This is a genomic window from Catellatospora sp. IY07-71 (assembly GCF_018326265.1).
GTDB lineage: Bacteria > Actinomycetota > Actinomycetes > Mycobacteriales > Micromonosporaceae > Catellatospora.
In genome coordinates this window covers 51,080-74,342 of sequence record NZ_AP023360.1, presented here as the reverse complement: position 1 = coordinate 74,342, position 23,263 = coordinate 51,080, and the positions used below count along the sequence as shown (strand labels likewise).

At 73.0% G+C, this 23,263-nt stretch carries 21 protein-coding genes; 19 read left to right on the top strand and 2 right to left on the bottom strand.

Features of this window, described 5'->3' with window-relative positions; all coding sequences use genetic code 11:
- The first annotated feature begins 146 nt into the window (after positions 1-146).
- The 8 genes from CS0771_RS00375 to CS0771_RS00340 all read left to right on the top strand — a co-directional run bounded on the left by CS0771_RS00375 (position 147) and on the right by CS0771_RS00340 (position 7,734).
- The gene (locus CS0771_RS00375) at positions 147-2,714 is read left to right on the top strand and encodes an Rne/Rng family ribonuclease (RefSeq protein WP_212839277.1); all 2,568 of its coding nucleotides are present in this window, start codon (positions 147-149) and stop codon (positions 2,712-2,714) included.
- Between the two features lie 142 nt (positions 2,715-2,856).
- Positions 2,857-3,405 (top strand): hypothetical protein, encoded by a 549-nt coding sequence (locus CS0771_RS00370; protein WP_212839276.1) that lies wholly within the window; start codon positions 2,857-2,859, stop codon positions 3,403-3,405.
- Positions 3,406-3,441: 36 nt separating this feature from the next.
- Complete coding sequence (locus tag CS0771_RS00365; RefSeq protein ID WP_212839275.1) at positions 3,442-3,933, top strand: hypothetical protein; 492 nt, start codon at positions 3,442-3,444, stop codon at positions 3,931-3,933.
- Between the two features lie 128 nt (positions 3,934-4,061).
- Positions 4,062-4,562 (top strand): hypothetical protein, encoded by a 501-nt coding sequence (locus tag CS0771_RS00360; protein ID WP_212839274.1) that lies wholly within the window; start codon positions 4,062-4,064, stop codon positions 4,560-4,562.
- Positions 4,563-4,806: 244 nt separating this feature from the next.
- Positions 4,807-5,121, top strand: coding sequence for a 50S ribosomal protein L21 (rplU, locus tag CS0771_RS00355; protein ID WP_155374923.1), 315 nt, complete (start codon positions 4,807-4,809; stop codon positions 5,119-5,121).
- An 8-nt stretch (positions 5,122-5,129) separates the two neighbouring features.
- On the top strand, positions 5,130-5,387 hold the full coding sequence (rpmA, locus tag CS0771_RS00350; RefSeq protein WP_203755658.1) for a 50S ribosomal protein L27: 258 nt from the start codon (positions 5,130-5,132) through the stop codon (positions 5,385-5,387).
- Positions 5,388-5,626: 239 nt separating this feature from the next.
- Positions 5,627-7,129 (top strand): GTPase ObgE, encoded by a 1,503-nt coding sequence (gene obgE / locus CS0771_RS00345; RefSeq protein ID WP_212839273.1) that lies wholly within the window; start codon positions 5,627-5,629, stop codon positions 7,127-7,129.
- Positions 7,130-7,293: 164 nt separating this feature from the next.
- Entirely contained in the window at positions 7,294-7,734 is a 441-nt protein-coding gene (locus tag CS0771_RS00340; RefSeq protein WP_212839272.1) for a GNAT family N-acetyltransferase, read from the top strand.
- A 4-nt stretch (positions 7,735-7,738) separates the two neighbouring features.
- On the opposite strand, the gene trpS is transcribed toward CS0771_RS00340, so the two are convergent.
- Complete coding sequence (gene trpS / locus CS0771_RS00335) at positions 7,739-8,728, bottom strand: tryptophan--tRNA ligase (RefSeq protein ID WP_212839271.1); 990 nt, start codon at positions 8,726-8,728, stop codon at positions 7,739-7,741.
- 261 nt (positions 8,729-8,989) lie between these two features.
- Here trpS and pepN point away from each other — a divergent pair, with 261 nt between their 5' ends.
- From pepN to CS0771_RS00300, 7 genes are all read left to right on the top strand, one after another.
- On the top strand, positions 8,990-11,479 hold the full coding sequence (gene pepN, locus CS0771_RS00330) for an aminopeptidase N (protein WP_212839270.1): 2,490 nt from the start codon (positions 8,990-8,992) through the stop codon (positions 11,477-11,479).
- A 171-nt stretch (positions 11,480-11,650) separates the two neighbouring features.
- Positions 11,651-12,235: a nicotinate-nucleotide adenylyltransferase gene (gene nadD, locus CS0771_RS00325; RefSeq protein WP_203755646.1), complete on the top strand. Its 585-nt coding sequence runs from the start codon at positions 11,651-11,653 to the stop codon at positions 12,233-12,235.
- A 133-nt stretch (positions 12,236-12,368) separates the two neighbouring features.
- Complete coding sequence (rsfS, locus tag CS0771_RS00320) at positions 12,369-12,773, top strand: ribosome silencing factor (protein WP_212839269.1); 405 nt, start codon at positions 12,369-12,371, stop codon at positions 12,771-12,773.
- A gap of 23 nt (positions 12,774-12,796) precedes the next feature.
- Positions 12,797-13,396 carry a histidine phosphatase family protein gene (locus CS0771_RS00315; RefSeq protein WP_212845521.1) on the top strand — a complete coding sequence of 200 codons (600 nt, stop codon included), beginning with the start codon at positions 12,797-12,799 and terminating at the stop codon, positions 13,394-13,396.
- A gap of 45 nt (positions 13,397-13,441) precedes the next feature.
- Entirely contained in the window at positions 13,442-13,885 is a 444-nt protein-coding gene (locus tag CS0771_RS00310) for a hypothetical protein (protein WP_212839268.1), read from the top strand.
- 4 nt (positions 13,886-13,889) lie between these two features.
- Positions 13,890-14,768 carry a DegV family protein gene (locus CS0771_RS00305; protein ID WP_212839267.1) on the top strand — a complete coding sequence of 293 codons (879 nt, stop codon included), beginning with the start codon at positions 13,890-13,892 and terminating at the stop codon, positions 14,766-14,768.
- A 45-nt stretch (positions 14,769-14,813) separates the two neighbouring features.
- Positions 14,814-15,752 (top strand): hypothetical protein, encoded by a 939-nt coding sequence (locus CS0771_RS00300; RefSeq protein WP_203755624.1) that lies wholly within the window; start codon positions 14,814-14,816, stop codon positions 15,750-15,752.
- A gap of 60 nt (positions 15,753-15,812) precedes the next feature.
- On the opposite strand, the gene CS0771_RS00295 is transcribed toward CS0771_RS00300, so the two are convergent.
- Entirely contained in the window at positions 15,813-17,771 is a 1,959-nt protein-coding gene (locus CS0771_RS00295; RefSeq protein WP_212839266.1) for a S8 family peptidase, read from the bottom strand.
- A 654-nt stretch (positions 17,772-18,425) separates the two neighbouring features.
- Between CS0771_RS00295 and CS0771_RS00290 the strand changes: the two genes are divergently transcribed.
- Genes CS0771_RS00290 through CS0771_RS38455 form a run of 4 tightly spaced genes read left to right on the top strand, consistent with a single transcriptional unit; the run spans position 18,426 to position 23,239 of the window.
- Positions 18,426-19,199, top strand: coding sequence for a ComEA family DNA-binding protein (locus CS0771_RS00290; RefSeq protein ID WP_212845520.1), 774 nt, complete (start codon positions 18,426-18,428; stop codon positions 19,197-19,199).
- Positions 19,199-21,670, top strand: coding sequence for a ComEC/Rec2 family competence protein (locus CS0771_RS00285; protein ID WP_212839265.1), 2,472 nt, complete (start codon positions 19,199-19,201; stop codon positions 21,668-21,670). The genes CS0771_RS00290 and CS0771_RS00285 overlap by 1 nt, the downstream gene beginning before the upstream one ends.
- Before the next feature lie 43 nt (positions 21,671-21,713).
- On the top strand, positions 21,714-22,697 hold the full coding sequence (gene holA, locus CS0771_RS00280; protein ID WP_212845519.1) for a DNA polymerase III subunit delta: 984 nt from the start codon (positions 21,714-21,716) through the stop codon (positions 22,695-22,697).
- A complete protein-coding gene (locus CS0771_RS38455; RefSeq protein WP_244870512.1) occupies positions 22,694-23,239 on the top strand; it encodes a hypothetical protein in 546 nt (181 codons plus the stop codon). Before holA ends, CS0771_RS38455 begins: the two co-directional genes overlap by 4 nt.
- The last annotated feature ends 24 nt before the right edge of the window (positions 23,240-23,263 follow it).

The following is a 23,263-nucleotide window of genomic DNA, read 5'->3' as shown; positions in this document are numbered from 1 at the left end:
TCAGCGCTGCAGGCAGACTTCGGCGGAAAGCCCGTCCGAGCGCCTCGACAGGCGCTTGGGCAGGCGTCCCCGGCGGAAGACACCGGTGCTCCTGAGTGGCTGCGTTGTGACGCGCCCGGGACCGCCAGAACTGGAGATCAGTCCGGATGCTCGACCACGAGCCCGCAGATCGGCATGAGAATGCCGACAACGCACCGCAGAACGCGCCGGAACCGGCGCGGCAGGACCGGCCCGACGCCGTGACCGGGGCGGACGTCCCTGGCGACGCCGTCACCGGGCCGGAGTCCGGGGAGCCGGCCGCGCCCGCCCGGCGGCGTGCCCGCAAACGTGCCGTGCCCGCGGCCGAGGCCGTCCCGGCGGAGGAGGACGGGTCCGCCGACGCCGAGAAGCCGGTCAAGAAGGCGACCCGTCGCCGGAAGAAAGCCGCAGAGCCGGACATCTCCGGCGAGTCTGTGACAGAAGACGTAATCGAGGCTGCTGCGCCGCCCGCCCAGGTCACCGTGAGCGAGGCGCTCGCCGAGGAGGCCGTCGAGGACGAGGAGGCCGAGGAGGCCGCCGCCGAGGCCGCCGAGGTGCTCGAGCCCGCCGCCGGGGACACGCCCCGCCGTCCCAGCATCTCCGTGCTGTTCATGGCGCCCGAGGCCACCGCCGCCCCGGTGGCGCGTCCGGCCGCGGCCGCGGCCGTGGCCCGCCCGGCCGAGGAGCCGGCGGAGGCGGAGCCGGCCGAGTCCGGCCGTCGCCGTCGCCGCCGCCGCGGCAAGGACGAGGAGGAGGCGGTCGTCGCCGCCGAGGCCGAGGAGCCGGCCGCCGCCGAGGACGAGCAGGACGAGGACGAGTCCGACGAGGGTGCCCGCGGCCGCCGCCGCCGGGGCCGCCGTGGCCGTGGGCGCGGCAAGGGCGCCGAGGACAACGGGGCCGACGAGGACCAGCCGGAGGCCGCGGAGGCCGAGGGCGACGAGGCCGCCGAGGACGAGGACGGCGAGCCGCTGACCCGTCGCCGTCGCCGCCGCCGCCGCAAGGGTGCCGGGGACGAGGGCGCCGAGTCCGAGGACGGCGTGCACACGGTCGTCCGCATCCGCGAGCCGCGCGCCGCCAGCGACGAGGTGCAGGGCGTCTCCGGGTCGACCCGGCTGGAGGCCAAGCGCCAGCGCCGCCGGGACGGCCGCGAGCAGCGCCGCACCCGCCCGCCGATCCTGACCGAGTCCGAGTTCCTGGCCCGCCGCGAGGCGGTGGACCGGGTCATGGTCATCCGGGAGAACCCCGACCGCACCCAGATCGCGGTGCTGGAGGACGGCGTGCTCGTCGAGCACTACGTCACCCGCGCCTCCACCGCCACCATGGTCGGCAACGTGTACCTGGGCAAGGTGCAGAACGTGCTGCCGAGCATGGAGGCCGCCTTCGTCGACCTGGGCCGGGGCCGCAACGCGGTGCTCTACGCCGGTGAGGTCAACTGGGACGCGGCCGGGCTGGAGGGCCGCCAGCGCTCGATCGAGCAGGCGCTGCGGTCGGGCGACTCGGTGCTGGTGCAGGTGACCAAGGACCCGATCGGGCACAAGGGCGCGCGGCTGTCCAGCCACGTCGCGCTGTCGGGCCGGCACCTGGTGTACGTGCCCAACGGCAACGCCTCCGGCATCAGCCGCAAGCTCTCCGATGTGGAGCGCAAGCGGCTGCGCGACATCCTCAAGAAGCTGGTCCCCGAGGGCGCGGGCGTGATCGTGCGCACCGCCGCCGAGGGCGCCTCCGAGGAGGACCTGGCCCGCGACGTCAAGCGGCTGCAGGCGCAGTGGGAGGACATCCAGGCCAAGGCGGCCGAGGGCGGCGCCCCCGCGCTGCTGTACGGCGAGCCGGACCTGGTCGTGCGCGTGGTCCGCGATCTGTTCAACGAGGACTTCAAGGAGCTCGTGGTCCAGGGCGACAACGCCTACGAGACCGTGGAGACCTACCTGCACCACGTGTCGCCGGACCTGGTGGACCGGGTGCACCGGCACACGGGCGTCGCCGACGTGTTCGCGACGTACCGCATCGACGAGCAGATCCTCAAGGGCCTGGACCGCAAGGTGTTCCTGCCCTCCGGCGGCCACCTGGTCATCGACCGCACCGAGGCGATGACCGTCGTCGACGTCAACACCGGCAAGTACACCGGCGCGGGCGGCAACCTCGAGGAGACGGTCACCCGCAACAACCTCGAGGCGGCCGAGGAGATCGTGCGCCAGCTGCGGCTGCGTGACCTCGGCGGCATCGTGGTGATCGACTTCATCGACATGGTGCTGGAGAGCAACCGCGAGCTGGTGCTGCGCCGGCTGACCGAGTGCCTGGGCCGGGACCGGACCAAGCACCAGGTCACCGAGATCACCTCGCTGGGCCTGGTCCAGATGACCCGCAAGCGCATCGGCGCGGGGCTGCTGGAGGCGTTCAGCGAGCCGTGCGAGCACTGCAAGGGCCGCGGCGTCGTCATCCACACCGAGCCGGTCGCCGACCGCAAGGCGCAGCCGGCCCCGGCCCAGGCCGCGCCGGCGCGGGTCAAGCCGGTCTCCGCGCCGCCCGCGCCCAAGCAGCAGCCGAAGGCGGACGACACCTCGTACTACGACACCGAGGGCTACGACCTGTCCCGGTACGAGCAGCCGGAGGACGACGAGGAGGGCGGTGACGAGGTGGCCGACGCGCCCACCCGGCGCCGGACCCGCCGCGGCGGCCGCCGCCGGACCCGCCCGTAATCGGCGGATAGGTAACAACTCGATACCGCTCGCGACGAACTCAGGTGCCGTCGCAGGAGTTGCGTAAGCTGCCCGGGGTATGTGTTCACCACCCCGGGCAGTTCGCTGTCCGACACACACCCCTGATTCCGGAGGACACCCCATGCGACGCCTGCTAGCCGCCGCCGTGCTGGGCGCGGCGCTGTTCACCGCCGCGGCCTGCGCCGACACCCCGGAGCCGAGCGCCGCCCCGACCGCGTCGGCGGGCGTGACGGCCGAGGCGAGCCCCGGTGCGGGCGTCGTCCCCAGCGGATCCGCCGGGGTGCCCGGGGTGGGCGCCACCGCCGACACCAAGGCCGTCTGCGCGGCGGTCACCACCGAGAGCAAGAAGTTCATCACCAACCTGGTGACCAAGGCCCAGGAGGCGGGCACCTCGCTGAGCGACCCGGACAAGGCCAAGGCCTTCCTGGACGCGCTCGCCAAGGACTACGTGGCGCTGTCCACCGCGCTGAAGACCGAGTCCGCCAAGACCGCCGACCCGGGCCTGAAGAAGGCGCTCGACGACCTGACCAAGGCGCTGGACGCCTCGGCGGCCGCGCTGGGCGACCCGCAGAAGCTCGCCCAGGACCCGTCGAAGATCCAGTCGATCCTGTTCAGCGAGGAGCTGTCCGCGGCGAACGAGGCGCTCGACAAGATCTGCCCGACCGCCTGACCCGTGCCGCGTCCCACCCCTCGGAGGAACACCCCCATGCGACGTCTTCTCGCAGCCACCGCCCTGGCCGCGGTGCTTCTCGGCGCGGCCGCCTGCGCCGACGACACCCCGGCGCCGGGCAGTTCGGCCACGCCCGCCACGGGCGCGCCCGCCGCCTCCGCCGCGGCCGAGGCGAAGGCCGTGTGCGACGAGTTCAACAAGCTCTTCGCCGGCCAGGGCACGGCCGGCCTGACCGTGGCGATCGGTGAGCTGCTCAAGGCCCGCCAGGGCACCGACGCGGCCAAGATCGCCGCGGCCGAGACCAAGGTCAAGACAGAGCTCACCACCCTGCAGTCCACCATCACCGAGCTGAGCGCCAAGGCGGCCGACCCGGCGCTCAAGGCCACCTTCGAGCAGGTCGCCGCGAACGTGGGCAAGGCCGCGGACCTCGCCTTCCTGGAGGGCACGACCAAGGCCGAGGAGCTGGAGGCCAAGCTGACCCCGGCCTTCCTGTCCTGGATCATGCCACTCGCCACGACCTGCGCTTGATTGTCCGAAAGATGTCCAGATCAGCCGGTGAGGCTGCCGCGGTCACCGTCGGCCGCGCTCGCTAGGCTGCCCCGGGCGCCGGCGCCTTCGGGCGTCTCCAACCCCTGAATCCCTCGAAAGGAATCGTTATGCGACGAGTTCTCGCTACCGCGACGCTGGGCCTGGCCCTGCTGGGCATGGCCGCCTGCGCCGACCCGGAGACCCCCTCGGCGACCGCCTCCTCGGGTGCGCCGGCCGCCTCCAGCGCCGCCCCGGCCCCGGCCGCGTCCCCGATGGACAAGACCGCCGCCTGTGAGGCGTACATGAAGGCCGAGTCGAGCATCAAGACCCAGCTCATGAAGCTGATGACCGAGGCCGACGCGATCAAGGCGGACCCGGCCAAGGCGCAGCAGGCGCTGGCCGACCTGACCAAGGCGTTCGGCGAGTTCGAGGCCGGACTGGCCCCGATCGCCGCGGGCGCCACCGACCCCGAGATCAAGTCCGCCGTCGAGGCCGACGTCGCCGTGCTCAAGAAGCTGCCGGCCGACCTGGCCGCCACCGGCGGCGACGTCGACAAGATCATGGCGTACTTCGAGGGTCCGGCGTTCGCCAGCGCCGGCGAGAAGGTCTACGCCCTCTGCGGCAAGTGATCCGTCCCCGGCGTGCGGTGATCACGGTCACCGCACGCCGGGCCGGGGGGTGCCCGGTTTGGGCAACGGCCGGGCCATGACGTAGTCTTCTCTGCGGTGCCCGTGCAGGGCGCCGCATGCGTGCGTGTGTGCCGGCCGTTCTTCGGCCAGGACGCGCCGGGCGCGAAAACGTAGTACAGATCTCGGCTCGCCTTCGCGGGCCGGTGAACCAACCGCCAGCACCTACGACAGGAGTCCGCGTCCCATGTACGCGATCGTCAAGACCGGCGGCAAGCAGTACAAGGTCGCCGAGGGCGACGTGATCGAGGTCGAGAAGCTCGCGGGCGCGCCCGGCGACGTGGTGGCGCTGTCCGCAGTGCTGCTTGTTGATGGCAGCGACCTGGTGACCGACGCGGCGAAGCTTGCCAAGGTTTCTGTTTCCGGCGAGGTCGTGGCCCACACCAAGGGCCCGAAGATCCGGATCCACAAGTTCAAGAACAAGACCGGCTACCACAAGCGGCAGGGTCACCGGCAGCCGCTGACCCAGGTCAAGGTCACCGGCATCAAGAGCGGGAAGTAGGCCTCGAGATGGCACACAAAAAGGGTGCATCCAGCTCGCGCAACGGTCGCGACTCCGCCGCCCAGCGGCTCGGTGTGAAGCGCTTCGGCGGCCAGGTCGTCAGCGCCGGCGAGATCCTGATCCGCCAGCGCGGCACCAAGTTCCACCCGGGTGACCTGGTGGGCCGTGGTGGCGACGACACGCTGTTCGCCCTCGCCGCGGGTGCGGTGCAGTTCGGCGTGAAGCGTGGCCGCAAGACCGTGAACATCGTTCCGGTCGAGGCCTGACGAATCGTCGGAGGCGGGGAGGCGCGCGCTGCGCCTCCCCGCCTCTTGCCGTATCCGGGGGACCGGACTGAGACGCGGCTAACGCCGCGCCGCCGGAACACGCCGCCCGCTCCCGGTGTCGCAACTCTTACGGACTTGCGGCGTCCGCACCCTTCCAGGGCCGCGACTCTTTGAGAGTTGCGCGGGAACGGGGCGGCGAGGGCGGGCATGTGGTTGAGTTGATCTAGTAGGGAGTGGACGTGGCTACGTTCGTTGATCGTGTGGTGCTGCACCTGCAGGCGGGTGACGGCGGGCATGGTTGCGTCTCCATTCACCGGGAGAAGTTCAAGCCGTTCGGGGGGCCGGACGGGGGCAACGGCGGGCACGGCGGCGGCATCCTGATGGTCGTCGACCCGAACGTGCACACGCTGCTCGACTTCCACTTCCACCCGCATCTCAAGGCGCCCAACGGCAAGGGCGGCGCGGGCAACAACCGGGAGGGCGCCAACGGCACCGACCTGGTGCTCAAGGTGCCCTCGGGCACGGTCGTGCAGACCATGGACGGCGAGGTCATCGCCGACCTGGTGGGCGTGGGCACCACGCTGGAGGTGGCCCGTGGCGGCCGTGGCGGCCGGGGCAACGCCTCGCTGGCCAGCGCCCGGCGCAAGGCGCCCGGCTTCGCCGAGCTGGGCGAGCCCGGTGACAAGCTCGACGTGATCGTCGAGCTGAAGAGCGTGGCCGACGTGGGCCTGGTCGGCTTCCCCAGCGCGGGCAAGTCCTCGCTGATCTCGGTGATCTCCGCGGCCAAGCCGAAGATCGCCGACTACCCGTTCACCACCCTGGTGCCCAACCTGGGCGTGGTGCAGGCGGGCGAGCACGTGTTCACCGTCGCCGACGTGCCGGGCCTGATCCCCGGCGCGGCCCGGGGCAAGGGCCTGGGCCTGGAGTTCCTGCGGCACATCGAGCGCACCGCGGTGCTCGCCCACGTGGTGGACACCGCGACGCTGGAGACCGACCGCGACCCGGTCGCCGACATCGAGGCCCTCGAAGCGGAGCTGGCCCAGTACGGCGGGCTGGAGGACCGGCCCCGGATCATCGTGCTCAACAAGATCGACGTGCCGGACGGCCGGGACCTGGCCGACATCACCACGCCCGACCTGGAGAAGTTCGGCTGGCCGATCTACCGGATCAGCGCGGCCACCCGCGAGGGCCTGCAGGAGCTGGTGTACGCGCTGGCCCGCATGGTCGAGGAGCACCGTGCCGCCGCGCCGGTGCTGGAGCCGACCCGGATCGTGCTGCGCCCGAAGGCGGTCGACGACTCCGGCTTCGAGATCGAGCGCGACGGCGAGGGCGTCTGGGTGGTCAAGGGCGTCAAGCCCGAGCGCTGGGTGCGCCAGACCCAGTTCGACAACGACGAGGCCGTGGGCTACCTCGCCGACCGGCTGGCCCGGCTGGGGGTGGAGGACCGGCTCGCCAAGCTGGGCGCGACGCCCGGCGATCCGGTGCGCATCGGCGCGCGCGAGTTCGACTGGCAGCCCACGGTGTACGCGGGCGCGAACTTCACGCCCGGCAACCGCGGCACCGACGCCCGCCTGGAGGACGAGAACACCCGGGCGAGCGCTTCCGAGCGGCTCGCCGCCCGTAAGGCACGCCGGGTGCGCGCGGAGGGCGACACCGCGGGCGACGAGTGGCTCGAGGACGAGGACGACTTCGTCTCCGACGACGACACCGGCGACACCGGCGACACCGACGACGTCCGCTGATCGACCGTTCAGGCCCGGCGCACCGCCGTTCACGTGGTGCGCCGGGCCGTTCGGTGTGTTCCTGCGCAACGATTCGGCGACAGTGACCGGCATATCAACGCGTACCGCCTCGCTGTGCGCTTCGTGAAACAACGCGGAAACAAGCCCTGTCTAGCGTCCTGACGGTGTTGATCCAGCACCGCGAGATCACCCACCCTGATGTCACCGCGCTCGTGCTCGCCGCTGAGACCGAACTCTTCACGCGGTACCCGGGCACGACCCGGTCACCACTGGACCCGCACGCCCGCTTCGTGGTGGCGTACGTGCTGAGCCGGCCCGTCGGCTGCGGGGCGATCGTCCCGTACGGCCAGGGCGTCGGTGAACTCAGGCGTCTTTTCGTACAACCGGCGCATCGCCGCGCCGGGGTGGCCCGCCGCATCCTTGCGGCACTGGAACGACGGGCCACCGCCCAGGGTCTGGACTCGATCATCGCCGAGACCGGTGTGAACCAGCCCGAGGCGATCACGCTGTTCGAGTCGGCCGGCTACGACCGGACCGAACCGTACGGCAGGTACATCGGCAACCCCTACTCCGTCTGCTTCACCAAGAAGGTCGTCAGACCCTGACCCGTCAGGCGCTGAAGAGCCCGATAGCCTCGCCGGCCCGCCGCAGCGTGGCGGCGGCCCGCGGGCGGGCCCGCTCGGCACCCTCGCGCAGCACCCGCTCGACCGTCTCGGGACGGCGGCGCAGCGCCTCGTACCGCTCCTGCAGCGGCGCCAGCACGTCCACCACGGCCTCGGCGGTCTCCCGCTTGAGCTGCCCGTACGAGTCGAACCGCCCGGCCTGCCCGGTGCACGCCCGGTAGATCTCCAGCAGGTTGGTCACGCCGGGCTGGTGCTCGCGGTCGTGGCGCACCACGTTCACGCTGTCGGTCACCGCGCGCATGATCTTGCGGCGTACCGTGCCCGGCTCGTCGAGGATGCTGATCACGCCCGTGCTGACCACGTTGGTCTTGCCCATCTTGGCGGTGGGCTCGGCCAGGTCCATCACCCGCGCGGCGACCGGCGCGGGCACCGCGCGCGGCACGGTGAAGGTCGGCCCGTAGCGGCCGTTGAACCGATTCGCGACGGCCCGCGCCAGCTCCACGTGCTGCATCTGGTCGTCGCCGACCGGGACCTCCTCGGTGTCGTGCAGCAGGATGTCGGCGGCCATCAGCACGGGGTAGGTGAGCAGGCTCAGCCGCACCTGCTCGGCGCGCGCCGCCTTCTCCTTGAACGCGACCATGCGCTGCGCCTCGCCGTAGCCCGTGGCGCATTCCAGCAGGTAGTGCAGCTGGGCGTGCTCGGCGAGGTGGGACTGCACGTAGAGCACGGTGCGCTCCGGGTCCACCCCGGCGGCCAGCAACACCGCCGCCTGTTCCAGGGTGAGCCCGCGTACCGCGGCCGGGTCGTGCTCGACGGTGAACGAGTGCAGGTCGGCGATCATGGTGACGGTCTCGCTGTCGTCCTGCTCGGCCACCAGCGGGCGGATCATGCCGAACAGGTTGCCCAGCTGCAGGTGGCCGGTGGGCTTGCAGCCGGACAGGCGGCGGGCACGGGTGCGGGTCGGGGTGATGGTCATGTCGGTCTCCTCGGGTCGCGGTCGCCCGTCCGGGCGGGCCGCACCGGCTGGAGCCGTGCACGACGAAGGCCGCCCGGGTGGGGCGGCCTTGGGTTTGCTCGGGTTCGCGGAAGCGGGCCGCCCGTCAGGGCAGCCACCACATGGTGCTCGTCATCCGCATGACGGCTATTGTCCCCGCCGCGGATGAGCTCGGCAAGAATGAACTCATGCCGAGGGGTGCCGGTTGTTCAACACTTGCTTCGCATCAGGCAGGATGAGCGCATGTCGCATCGTTGCCTCACCCACTCCGAAGCCGTCGCGCGGGCCGCCACCGTACGGGACCTCGCGTACGCGCTGGACGTGGACCTGACCGGCGGGGACGAACTCTTCCGCACGGTCACCACGGTCCGCTTCACCGCCGACGCCGGCGCGGAGACGTTCCTGGAGCTGCGGCCCGAACAGCTGCTCCGGGCGACGCTCAACGGCGTGGAGCTGCCCGAGGGTGCGTTCGCCGAGGGCAGGCTGCGGCTGGCCGGGCTCGCCGCGAGCAACACGGTGGTGGTCGAGGCCGCGTATGCGTACACCCACTCCAGCCAGGGCGTGCACCGCTTCGTGGACCCGGCCGACAAGCAGGTCTACACGTACGCCCAGCCGTCGATCACCGACGCGCCCGGCTTCATGGCCTGCTTCGACCAGCCCGACCTCAAGGCGCCCGTGACGCTGTCGGTCACCACCGACCCGTCCTGGCTGGTCCGTGCCAACAGCGAGGGCACGCAGACCGCGCCCGGCCGCTGGGAGTTCGGAGCGACCAAGCCCGTCGCGACATACCTGATCACGTTCGTGGCCGGGCCGTACGTCGAGGTGACCGACGCCCACGACGGCATCCCGCTGGGCATCATCGCCCGTGCCAGCTACGCCGAGGTGCTGGAGCGCGACGCGCCCGAGATCTTCGAGGTGACCAAGGCGTTCCTGGACCGCTACCACGAGCTGTTCGGCGTGCGGTATCCGTTCGGCAAGTACGACCAGGCGTTCGTGCCCGAGTTCAGCTGGGGCGCGATGGAGTTCCCCGGCTGCGTGGTGTTCCGCGACGAGCTGCTGTTCCGGGCCGCGGTGACCGACACCGAGCGGCTGGAGCGGGCGGCCATCATCGCCCACGAGATGGCCCACATGTGGTTCGGCGACCTGGTCACCATGCGCTGGTGGGACGACCTGTGGCTGAACGAGTCGTTCGCCACCTACATGGGCTACCGCCTGGTCGCGGAGGTCACGAAGTGGCCGCAGTCCTGGACTCGCTTCGGCGTCAACCGCAAGGCCTGGGGGTACGCCGCCGACCAGCGCCCCTCCACGCACCCGATCGCGCCGACCGAGGTCGAGGACACCGACGCCGCGTTCGCCAACTTCGACGGCATCAGCTACGCCAAGGGCTGCTCGGCGCTGCGCCAGCTCGTCGCGTTCATCGGCGACGAGGCGTTCCTGTCCGGGCTGCGGGCGTACTTCGACAAGCACGCCTGGGGCAACGCCACCCTGGCCGACCTGCTCGGCGCGCTGTCGCTGGCCAGCGGGCGGGACCTGGAGGCGTGGGCGCGGGACTGGCTGCGCACCCCGCAGGTGAACACGCTGCGCCCCGTGATCGAGTGGAACGCCGACGGCTCGTACGCCTCCGTCGCGGTCGCGCAGAGCGCCCCGGCGGAGTTCCCGACGCTGCGCGCGCACCGCATCGGCCTGGGCTGGTTCGACGCCGCCGGGACGTGGCAGCGCACCGAGGTCGAGGTGAGCGGCGAGCTGACCCCGGTGCCGCAGCTGACCGGCGTGACCGGCCGCGGCCTGCTGCTCAACGACGGCGACCTCACCTTCGCCAAGATCCGGGTGGACGAGCGGACCCGTGCCGAGCTGCCCGCGCTGCTGGCCGCGCAGCCGGACTCGCTGGCCCGCTCGCTGTGGTGGAACAGCGCCTGGGACGCCACCCGCGACGGCGAGTGGCCCGCCGCCGAGTTCGTCGCGCTGGCCGCCGCCGCGCTGCCCGCCGACCCGGACGTCACCATCGTCGAGTCGATCTTCGGGCTGGCCCGTTACGCGGCCACCCGGTTCGTGCCCGCGGACGAGCAGCAGGCCGCCCGCCAGGCGCTGGCCGACGCCGCACGTACGCTGCTCGCCACCGCCGCGCCCGGCAGCGGGCACCAGCTCGCCGCGGCCCGCAACCTCATCGCGGCCGGCGGCGAGGCGGACCGGGACCTGCTGCGCGGCTGGCTCACCGGCGCGAACGTGCCCGAGGGCCTGCCCGTCGACGCCGAGCTGCGCTGGGCGGTCCTGGGCCGGCTCGCCGCACTGGGCGACGTCGCCGAGGACGAGATCGAGGCCGAGCTGCAGCGCGACCACAGCGACAAGGGCGAGCAGGAGGCGGTGCGGGTGCGCGCCTGCCGCCCCGACCCGGCCGCCAAGGAGCGCGCGTTCGACCTGGTCGTGACCGAGCAGGGGCAGTCCAACCGGATCGCCGCCGCGGCCGGGTCCGGGCTGTGGCAGCCCGAGCAGGCCGAGCTGACCGCGCCGTACGTGGCCCGCTTCTTCACCGAGCTGCCGCGCTCGGCGGGCCGCTCCGGCGACATGCTGGCGCTGCTGGCCAAGACGGTCTACCCGGTGTACGCCGTGTCGGAGGACACACTGGCCGCCGCGCACGCCGCGCTGGCCGGCGAGATGCACCCGCTGCTGCGCCGCGCGCTCGCCGACGAGACCGACGACCTGGCCCGCGCCCTGCGCGCCCGGCAGGCCGCCTGACCTGCCCCGCCATCCGCCCCGCCGCCCCCTTGTCCGGGCCGCGGGGCGCCTCGCCCGGTGTTTCGAATGACGCCGGCCTATCTGGATGACTCCGCTCGACAGGAGTTCATCGAGATAGGCTGGAGTCGATGACAAGGCGGGATCCGCGCGGCGGCGGCATAGAATCGGGCCGTGGCGCAACGCATCGGGGTCATGGGCGGCACCTTCGACCCGATCCACCACGGCCATCTCGTCGCGGCCAGCGAGGTCGCCGACCGGTACGCGCTGGACGAGGTCGTCTTCGTGCCCACCGGCAAGCCGTGGCAGAAGAGCGAGAGCGCGGTCACCCCGGCGGAGGACCGCTACCTGATGACGGTGATCGCGACCGCGTCCAACCCGCGTTTCACGGTGAGCCGGGTGGACGTGGACCGGGACGGGCCGACCTACACCGTCGACACGCTGCGCGAGCTGCGCGACCAGTACGGCGACAAGACCGAGCTGTTCTTCATCACCGGCGCCGACGCGCTCTCCAAGATCCTGTCCTGGAAGGACGCGGACCAGCTGTTCGAGCTGGCGCACTTCATCGGGGTCACCCGGCCGGGGTTCGCACTGACCGACGCGCACCTGCCCGCCGACGTGGTGAGCCTGGTGCAGGTGCCGGCGATGGCGATCTCGTCGACGGACTGCCGCCGCCGGGTCGCCGCGGGGCAGCCGGTCTGGTATCTGGTACCGGACGGCGTAGTGCAATACATCACAAAACGTCATCTATACCGCTGATTTATCGTGTCCGGGCCCACCGCGTGACTATCTGAGCGGCGGGGCGGGTAATCCTTGTGAGATTCTGGATGCTGAGCCTGATCGCGAGCATCACCCAGAGGTGTCGCGGCAGGCCGCCGACGAAAGGACCAAGGTGCCCGCAACCGAGCGCGCTGTCGAGATGGCCCAGGCCGCCGCACAGGCGGCCGCCGACAAGAAGGCCGAGGACATCGTCCTGCTGGACGTGGCCGAGCAGCTCGTCCTCACCGACGTCTTCGTCGTGGCCTCCGCACCCAACGAGCGCCAGGTGCTCGCCATCGTCGACGCTGTCGAAGAGGCGCTGCTGCAGCTGCCCGAGAAGGCCAAGCCGGTCCGCCGTGAGGGCGAGCGCGCCGGCCGCTGGGTGCTGCTCGACTTCGGCGACATCGTGGTGCACGTGCAGCACAGCGAGGAGCGCGAGTTCTACGCGCTGGACCGGCTGTGGAAGGACTGCGAGCGGATCGAGTTCGTGGATCGGGACCTGCCGGCGGCTCAGCTCGCGACGCAGGACGCCGTGTGAGTCTGGAGCGGGGCACCGAGCCGCTGACCCGGGTCCTGCTGTGGCGACACGGCAACACCGACTCCAACGCGGCTCAGCGCGTGCAGGGCCAGCTCGACGTGCCGCTGAACGACCTGGGCCGGGCCCAGGCCGCGGCCGCCGCGCAGGTGCTGGCCCGGCGGGAGCCGCAGCTGCTGCTCACCAGTGACCTCGGCCGTGCCGCGCAGACCGCCGCGGCGCTGGCCGAGCTCACCGGGCTGACCGCCGAGCGCGACGTCCGGCTGCGCGAGCGCTACTTCGGCACCTGGCAGGGGCTGACCACGCCCGAGGTCAAGGAGCGTTTCCCCGAGTCGTACGCGCGCTGGCGCGCCGCGGACCCGGATCCGGGCGACGGCATCGAGCCGCTGCCCGACCTGGGCAAGCGGGTCAGCGAGGCGATCCGGCAGGCCGCCGAGCGGCTGCCCGGGGGCACGATCGTGCTGGCCGCGCACGGCGCCGCCATCAAGTACGGCGTGGCCGCGCTGCTGGGCTGGCCCGAGGAGACGCTGCCGACCGTCGCGCCGGTGCAGAACTGCCACTGGGTCGACCTCATCCACCAGGCGTCGTACGGCTGGCGGCTGTCGGCGTACAACGTCGGGGTCTGAAGCTCGCGCAACTTGCCACCGGGCGGTAACGTCCGAACTGACATGATGACGCGAAGCCCCCTCATTCACCTGCTGACCGGCGCGCTGCTGGGCGGTCTCCTGCTCACCGGCTGCGCCCCGACTGAGGAGCCGGAGGTGGGCAGCTCCGTGACCCCACAGCCGTCCGCGCCGGGAGCGTCGCCGTCCGACTTCCTGCCGCCCAGCCCGACCGCCAAGCCCAAGCCGGGCGCGTCCGGGCCGGTCGTGCCGCCGCCCGCCAAGGACGGCGTCGTGATCACGGCGACCGGCACCGTGGAGCGGATCGACCTGGAGGGCGGCTGCACCGTGCTGCGCACGGCAGGCGTCACCTACCAGCTGCTCGGCGGCGACCCGGCCCAGCTCAAGCCGGGCACCAAGGTGACCGTGAAGGGCCGGACCCGCCCCGACGTGATGACCGTCTGCCAGGTGGGGCCGGTGCTGGAGGTCCTCTCGGCGGCTCCGGCGTCGTGACCGCATGTCCGTAGCCGTCGTCACCGACTCGACCGCCTACCTGCCCGCCACGATCGCGGACGGGTCGCTCACCGTGGTGCCGCTGCACGTCGTGCTCGGCGGCGTCTCCGGCCGGGAGGGCGTCGAGGTCAGCCCGGCCGAGGTGGCCGTGGCGCTGACCGCGCGCCGGGTCGCGGTCACCACCTCCCAGCCCACCCCCGGCGAGTTCGCGCAGGTGTACGAGCAGCTGTTCGCGTCCGGCGTGACCGGCATCGTGTCGGTGCACCTGGCCGGGGCGCTGTCCGGCACCGTGGGCGCGGCGACCGCGGCCGCGGGCGAGGCGCCCGGCCCGGTCGAGGTGGTCGACTCGTGCTCGGCCGCGATGGGCGTGGGCTTCCCCGCGCTGGCCGCGGCCCGTGCCGCCGCCCAGGGCGAGGACCTGGTGGGGGTACGCGACGCGGCCCTGGCCACCATCGAGCGGACCAGCTCCTTCTTCTACGTGGACACCCTGGAGCACCTGCGCCGCGGTGGCCGGATCAACGCCGCCTCGGCCCTGCTGGGCACCGCCCTGGCGGTGAAGCCGCTGCTGGAGGTGTCCGCGGGCGGCATCAGCATGCGCGACAAGGTGCGCACCGCGGCCCGCGCGCTGGACCGCCTGGTCGCGCTCGCGCTGGAGGCCGCCGGGGACGGGCCGGTCGAGGTCGCCGTGCACCACCTGGCCGCTGCCGAGCGGGCCGAGTGGGTCGAGCACGCGCTGCGCGAGCGGCTCGGCGACCGCCTCTGCGAGCTGTACGTCAGCGAGGTGGGCGCGGTCGTCGCCGCGCACGTCGGCCCCGGTCTGGCCGGCGTCGTCGTGCACCGGCTCCCCGAGGCCGCCCAGTCCCTCCTGGACGACCAGCTCTGACACTCGGGTAGCGCCGGGGCGGCACCGTGGTGATACTCAGCGTTCATGGAGAAGGCTCGTTCTGAACTTCTCGGCCGGGACCTGGCGCATGCGCTGCGTACCGGCCCGTTCTCCGCAGCGCTGCACCTGGCCATCGAAGACCGGGGCATCCGGCCGGAGGAGATCCAGGAGCGGCTGTCCGCCGCCGGGGTGAGCGTCAGCCTGGCCACGTTGAGCTACTGGCGGCGGGGGCGCAGCCGCCCGGAGCGTCCCGAGTCCATGAAGGCGGTGCGGCTGCTGGAGCAGATCCTGTCGCTGCCCGCCGAGTCCCTCATCGCCCAGCTGGGCCCGCGCCGCCCGCGCGGGCGCTGGCTGAACCAGCCACCCGGCACCATCGACATCGACCGGCTGTTCGAGAACGGCAACAGCGTCTCGAAGATCATCGGCGAGCTCGACAAGTGGATGTACCACGAGCTGACCCGGATCAGCCTGCACGACCTGTACACGGTCGGCGCGGGGCGGCAGGAGCTGAGCCTGACCTGCCGCCAGGTGCTGCGGGCCAACGTGGACCGGGTGTCGCGCACCGTCGGCATCTTCCGCACCGACGACCTGGGCGCGCCCACCGGCGTCCACGCCCTGCGCAACTGCCGGCTGGGGCGGGTGCGCTCGGACCCCGAGTCGGGCCTGCAGGCGGCTGAGATCATCTTCGACCGGATGCTGTCCCAGGGTGACACCGTCGTCATCGAGTACGAGTTCGAAAGCGGCTCCGCCGTGGCCACGGACAACTACTACCGGGGCTTCTCCGTGCCGGTGGGCGAGTACGTGCTGCAGGTGCAGTTCGACCGCGACGCGGTGCCGGCCCGCTGCTACCGCTTCGAACGGCGCGGCATCCACGCGCCCGACCAGGGCGTACGCGAGGTGTGGATCGGCTCGACACACGGCGCGCACGTGGTGGCGACCGACATCCCGCCGGGCATCGTGGGCATGCGCTGGGAATGGGAGTGAGCGGCCGGGCATCGTCGTGAGATGCCCGGCCGCCCTTCCCCCCGATCGGTGAGCCGTCCGTCAGGAGGCGCTGATGGTCACGTCGTCGATGACCCAGCTGGTCTGCAGCGACTGGTCCTCGACGCCGTTGAACTTCAGCGTCACCGTCTGCCCGATGAACTGGCTGACGTTGACCACCTTCTCCACGTACGCCGAGTTGGCGTCGAGGTTGGTGGCGGTGGACACGGTCGTGCCGCCCATCGTCACCGTGAGCCGGTCCCAGACCTGGCCGTCGGTCTCGGCCGTGGTGATCCGGAGCCAGAAGCGCAGCGTGGCGCTGGTGCACCCGGCCGGGATCGTCACCGACTGCTGCACCCAGTCGGTCTGGGTCTGGCCCTGGCCGCCCAGCCACGCGCTACGGGTGCCGGTCTTGCCGGGGAAGCCGTAGCTCGACCACGCGCCGATGACGCCCGTGTCGGCCGTCCACGGCGTGGTGCCGCTCTCGAAGCTGGAGTTGCCCACGACCTGGGTGGCCGTGCAGCCGCCGCCACCGGTGGTGACCGTCCAGGTGAAGTTGGTCGACCCGGTCTTGGCGGCCGAATCGGTGACCGTCACCGTGACGTTCGACGTGCCGGCGGTGGTCGGGCTGCCGGTGATCAGGCCGCTCGACGAGCTGATCGACAGGCCCGCGGGCAGGCCCGAGGCGCTCCAGGTGTACGGCGTCGTGCCGCCGCTGGCCTGCATCTGCAGGCTGACGGACTGCCCGACGACGGTGCTGCGGTTGCCCGGGTTGGTGACCGACGGGTTGTTCGGGTTGGTCCCGCCGTTCATGAACCCGGTGTAGAGCAGCCGGTTCGGCGAACCGGTGCCGGGGCTGGTCACCTTGCCGGTGGTGGCGTTGTTGACCAGCGCGTCACGCACCTGGGCAGGCGTGGCGTTCGGGTTGAGCCCCAGGTACACCGCGGCGGCGCCGGCCGTGTGCGGCGAGGCCATCGAGGTGCCCGTCATCGTCGCGCTGCCGGTGTTGCTGGAGTACGACGCCGACACGATGCTCGTGCCGGGAGCGAAGATGTCCAGGCAGGAGCCGTAGTTGCTGCTGCTGTTGCGGGCGTCGGAGCTGTTGGTGTTGCCGACGGTGACCGCCGCCGCGACGGCCTGCGGGCTGTAGTAGCAGGCGTCGTCGGAGGAGTTGCCCGCCGCCTGGACGAACTGCACGCCGGACGAGATCAGGCTCGACACGGCGCTGTCCATGGCCTGGCTGGTGCACCGGCTCTGGCAGCCGATGCTGTAGTTGACCACGGCCGGCTTCTGGGCGTTGGTGCGCACCCAGTTGATGCCCGCGATCAGGTCGTCGTTGGTGCCGCTGCCCTGGCAGTTCAGCACCCGTACGGCCACCACGCGGGCCTTCTTGGCCACGCCGTAGCTGGTGCCCACGGCGGTGCCGGCCACGTGCGTGCCGTGCCCGTGGCAGTCGGTGGGGGTGCTGTCGTCGTCCACCATGTCCGTGCCCTGGCCGACCCGGCCGGTGAAGTCGACGTGGTTGGCGTTGATACCGGTGTCCAGCACATAGACCGTCGCGCCCTGACCGGGGTTGGTGGGGTACGTGTACGCCTGGTTCAGCGGCAGGTTCTGCTGGTCGATCCGGTCGTCGCCCCAGTTCGGCGGGTTGCTCTGAGTGTCGGCGACGCTGATGCGCTGCACCGCCTCGACCGAGGCGACCGCCGGGTCGGCGGCCAGCTTCCGGGCCTGCTTGTCGGACAGGGTCACCGAGAAGCCGCGCAGGCCGGCCGTGTACAGGTGGCGGGCCTGCCCGCCGAAGCGCCCGGCGAGGTCGCGGGCCTTCGTGCCGACGCCCGCGGCGGGCACCGCGGCGTCCTTGAACACCACGATGTAGCGGCCGGGGACCGCGTTCGGGCTGTCGGCGTACAGGATGGGGGCTTCGGGGCCGGTGGGCGCGGCGTTGGCCAGCCCACCGGTCCCCAGGGCCCCGGCGAACGCGACGATGATCGCGATGCCGAGGCGGGAAACTCGTTGCCGCAAGGTTCTCTCCTCCCAGAGATCCCCTGCTTCGCGGCCGGGTCCCGATGACGCCGACCGCGAAGGGGTGCGCTGAACCTAGAAGCGGGTGAATGCGCTGCGGCAGAGCGGTTAACAGCGTTCGATGATTCGTAACTTCAAAACTGTTTATGGAACCGGCGCGGGGGCAAAAGTCCGTTGTGGACGGGGCTGGTTCACGGCCCGCGTATAGCACGGCGAGGGCTTGATCAGGCGGTTGTCCCCAAGCGGGCCGCCGTCCACAGGCAACGGTTTTGGCGGGTACGCCGTGCGCCGGTGCCCGCCTAGCGTGGCCGCGTGCTGTCGTCCTTCCGTACGCCGCCGCCCGACGAGGCCGCCGCCCGCGACCGGCTGCACCGGGTGTTTCCCGGCATCGGGCCCGCCACCGTCCCCGAGGTGCCCTCGCCAGGCCCGATCGCGGCTGCGCCCGGGGCGGTAGCGCCCCCGCCAGGCCGGGTCGCGGGTGCGCCTGAGCCGGTCCTGGCCCCGGCCTGGCCGGGTGGGCTCCTCGGGGCGCCCTTTCTTGACGTGTTGCCTCGCGATGCCGGCCCGTCCGGCGCAGCCCCGGCAGCAGCACCGCACGTCTTCGCCGACCGGCCCGCCGCGCACCGCAGCCCCGCCGGGCCGTCGCGGGAGGCCGTGCCGGAGCCGTGCCCGGGCTCGGCACCTGGTTCTGTGTTCAGCCGAAGCGTGGGCAGTGGGCCGGTGGAGAACGCGGCTGATCCGGCTCCGCGTTCTGTGTTCAGCCGAAGCGTGGGAAGCGGGCGGGTGGAGAACGCGGCTGACCCGGCTCCGCCCAGTGCCCTGCCCGGCCGGGGCGCGTTCGACCCGGGGCGGCGCGGGTTGCGGGCGCTCGCCGCCGTGGCCGCGCTGGTCGTCGCGCTCGCGGCCTACCTGGCCTGGCAGGCCCGCCCGGCCAGGGACCCCGTGCCCGAACCCGCTGTGGTCGTGCCCGACGCGCCCCGCCCGTCTGCCCAGGCGTCGCCGCAGGCGCTGGTCGTCGCGGTCACCGGGCGGGTGCGCAAGCCCGGCCTGGTCCGGCTGCCGCCGGGGTCACGGGTGGCCGATGCCATCGAGGCGGCGGGCGGGGTGCTGCCCGGCACCGATCTGTCCACGGTCAACCTCGCCCGCAAGGTGACCGATGGCGAGCTGATCGCCGTCGCCGTGCCGGGCCTGCCCGCCGCGGGCGCGCCCGGCGGGGACGGCGGCCCGGCGACCGGCGGCCTGGTGAACCTCAACACCGCCACGCTGGCGCAGCTCGACGCGCTGCCCGGGGTCGGGCCGGTGCTCGCCCAGCGCATCCTCGACCACCGCGCCCGGCACGGCGAGTTCCGCACCATCGGCGACCTGCGCCAGGTCGAGGGCATCGGCGAGTCGAAGTTCGCTCAGCTCAAAGACCTGGTCACGGTCTGATGGACGACGGACCAGACCTGCGGCTGGCCCCCTTCGCCCTCGGCTGCTGGGCCGCCTCCCTGACCGCCCTGCTCACCAACCTCCCCGTGACGCTGGCCCTCACCGCCACCGGCGCCACAGGCACCCTGCTGGCCGCCACCTGGCGCTCTCACCCGCTCCTCCCGCACGGCGCCCGACGGCTCCTCGCGCACTTTCGGGGAAACTGCGGGCTCGCTGCCACTGAAGGGCCCACTTTCCCCGAAAGTGCAGACCGGTCGGGTGCCGCGCGGGTGGGTGGCGCCGCGTCGAGTGGTGCCTGGACGAGTGAGGGTGCGGCGGGGGATGGGGTGTGGCGGTGGATCGTGGCCGGGGCGTTCCTCGGGGTGCTGTGTGGGGCGGCGGCGACCGGGGCGCGGCTGGCCGCGCGGGATGCGCCCGAGCTGGGGGAGCTGGTGGCGCGAAGGGCGACGGTGACCGTCGAGCTGACCGTACGGGACGATCCGCGTCCGGCCGCCGGGGTGACCGGGCGGGACCAGACCTGGGTGGTGGCCGCGCAGCTGGCGGCGGCGGGAGAGCTGCGCACCGACGCGCGGGTGCTGGTGCTGGCCACAGGGGACGGCTGGCGCGGGCTGCTGCCGGGCCAGCGGGTGCGCGCCGAGGCGCGGCTCGGGCCCAGCCGGGGCGGTGACCTGCGGGCCGCCGTGCTGTCTGTCAACGGGTCGCCGGAGCTGCTCGGCGAGGCGCCCTGGATACAGCGGGCCGCCGGGGGACTGCGGGCCGGCCTGCAACGGGCCTGTGCCCCGCTCGACGCGGCCGTCGGCGGGTTGCTCCCCGGCCTGGTCGTGGGTGACACCAGCCGCCTGGACCCGGCCGTCGACCAGGCGTTCGTGGACACCGGGATGACTCACTTGACCGCCGTCAGCGGCTCGAACGTGGCGATCGTGACCGGGGCGGTGCTGCTGCTGGCCCGGTGGGGCCGGGCCGGGCCGCGGCTGACCGCGCTGCTGTGCGCGGTGTCGGTCGTCGGCTTCGTGATCCTGGCCAGGCCGTCGCCGAGCGTGGTACGCGCCGCCGTGATGGGCGGGGTCGCGCTGCTCGCGCTGGCCTCCGGCCGCTCGCGCGCCGCGCTGCCCGCGCTGTGCACGGCGGTGGTGGTGCTGCTGGTGGCCGACCCGGAGCTGGCCGCCGACGCCGGGTTCGCGCTGTCCGTACTGGCCACGTCCGGCCTGCTGCTGCTCGCGCCGTCCATGCGGGACGCGCTGCGCCGCCGCCGGGTGCCGCCCGGGGTGGCCGAGGCGCTGGCCGTGCCGACCGCGGCACAGCTGGCCTGCGCGCCGGTGGTCGCGGGGATCAGCGGCACGGTGAGCCTGGTCGCCGTACCGGCCAATCTGGTCGCGGTGCCCGCGATCGCGCCCGCGACGGTCACCGGCGTCGCGGCCGCGCTGCTGTCACCGGTATGGCCGGGCGGGGCGGAATTCGCCGCGTGGCTCGGCAGCTGGCCCGCGTGGTGGCTGGTCACCGTCGCCCGGGTGGGCAGCGGGCTGCCCGCGGCCGTCCTGCCGTGGCCGGACGGTGCCCCCGGGGCGCTGCTGCTGGCTGGTATCACCGTGCTGCTGCTGATCGGCTTCCGGCGCCCCGTGGTACGCCGCCTGGCGCTCGTGATCACACTCGCCGCGATGCTCGGCGCGCTGCCGGTGCGGGTGCTGGCCGGAGGCTGGCCGCCGGACGGCTGGCTGGTCGTCGCCTGCGACGTCGGGCAGGGCGACGCGACAGTGCTCAACGCGGGCGGCGGTGCGGCCGTGGTGGTGGACGCCGGCCCGCGTCCGGCCGACGTCGACCGCTGCCTGCGCGGGCTCGGCGTGGAGGAGGTGCCGCTGCTGCTGGTCAGCCACTTCCATGTGGACCACATCGGCGGGCTGGACGGGGTGCTGGCCGGGCGGCGGGTCGGCGCGGTGGTGACCACCTCCTGGCCCGAGCCCGCGTTCGGCCGGGAGGCGGTCGTCCGTACCGCCGCGGCGCATGGCGTGCCGGTGCGAGCCGCGCCGGACGCCGGTGGCTGGACCGTCGGCGAGGTGCGCCTGGACGTGCTCGCGTCCGCGCCGATGCACGGCACCCGCAGCGATCCGAACAACAACTCGCTGCTGCTCGCCGCCACCGTGCGGGGGGTGCGGGTGCTGCTGACCGGGGACGCGGAGACCGAGCGCCAGCAGGCGCTGCTCGACGCGGCCGCCGAGCTGTCCGCGGCGGTGCTCAAGGTTTCGCACCACGGGAGCGCGTACCAGGAGCCCGCCTTCCTCGACGCGGTCGCGCCACGGATCGCGCTGGTCAGCGTGGGGCGGGACAACGACTACGGGCATCCGAGCGCGTCCGTGCTCGCGCGGCTGGCCGGGCACGGGACGCGGGTGCTGCGCACCGACGTCAGCGGCGACGTCGCGGTCGTCCTCGATCGGGGGAAGCTTTCCGTCGTGCTCCCGACGCGCCCGTTCGAGTGACGATGGACGGCCGGTCAGGGCCTCATGCGACGATAGCGAGGTGGTGAGCCAGGTTCCGTCCCCCGTCCTGACACCCGTGGTCCTCGTGCTGGGCGACGAGGAGCTTCTGGTGGCACGCGCGATCGCCGACGCGGCCGCGCGGGCCCGTGCCGCCGACCCGGCCGCGGAGGTCCGCGAGGTGGACGCCGACACGATGCTCGTCGGCGAGCTCGCCGAGCTGCTCAGCCCCTCGCTGTTCGGCGGCTCCCGGGTGCTGGTGCTGCGCCGTGCCCAGGACGCCAAGAAGGACGTCACGGCTGTGCTGCTGGACTACGCCAAGGCGCCCGATCCGGACGTGAGCCTCGTCGTCGCGCATGCGGGCGGCGCCAAGAACAAGGCGCTGGCCGACGCGCTGACCAAGGCGGGCGCGAGCGTGGTGCCCGCGGCGAAGCTGAGCAAGCACCGCGACCGGGTCGACTTCGTCACCGGGGAGGTGCGCCGGCTCGGCGGCCGCTGCGGCGCCGACGCCGCCGAGGCGCTGATCGAGGCGGTCGGCAACGACCTGCGCGAGCTCGCCGCCGCCTGCGCCCAGCTGATGGTGGACACCGGCGGCCGGATCGACCAGGCGACGGTCGCCCGCTATTACCGCGGCAAGGCGGAGGTGAGCGGCTTCGCGGTCGCCGACGCCGCCGTCGCCGGGGACGTGCCCGCCGCGCTGGAGGCGCTGCGCTGGGCCCGGCACAGCGGGGTGGACCCGGTGCCGATCGCCGACGCGCTCGCCGACGGCGTGCGCACCGTGGCGCGGGTCGCCTCGGCGGGACGTGGCAATGCGTACCAGCTGGCCTCGACGCTGGGCATGCCCGCCTGGAAGATCGAGAAGGCGCAGCGGCAGGCGCGCGGCTGGACCCCCGACGGCCTGGTGCTCGCCATGCGGGCGGCCGCCGACTGCAACGCCGCTGTGAAGGGCGGCGAGGAGGACCGCGACTACGCGCTGGAACGCACCATCGTGGCGTTCGCCCAGGCCAAGCAGGCGGGAGGGGTGCGATGACGGCGGGCGTCCGGTCTCGGCGGGCGGGCGGCATCAGCCCCGAGGAGGGGCGCAACCGGCCCCTGTACGCCCGGGTGCTCGGGCTGCAGTACGTGCGGCCCAGCAACCTGATGTGCTTCCTGTTCTTCGAGGGCACCGTGGCGCTGGCGGTGCTGCTGTCGCTCGCGGAGCTCACCGGCTGGTGGGCGGTGGCCGTCCTGCCGGCCTCGGTCGCCGTGATGGTGAAGGTCAACGACGTGATCGCGGGGGCCACGACGCGCTCCGGGGTCGAGTCGGTGTCCCGGCCGCGCGGGGCACGGCGGACCCGCCGGGCGGCAGGCGCCGCGGTACGGCTGCGTGAGGCCGCTCCGGGCGCTGACGCGGCTACTACGCCGCGGTATGCGGAGCCGATGCGCGACGAGGTGGCTGAGGCATACGCCGGGCCGGGCTTCCAGCGCGCGGCCGAGGAAGGGCTGGAGCCGGTCAGCCCGGCCGCCGAGGAGCCGTGGCTGGGCTCGGCCGAGCAGCGCGCCCGCCAATCCGCCGCCTACCGCTACGAGTAACCCCACCACCGGGCCACCACCCGG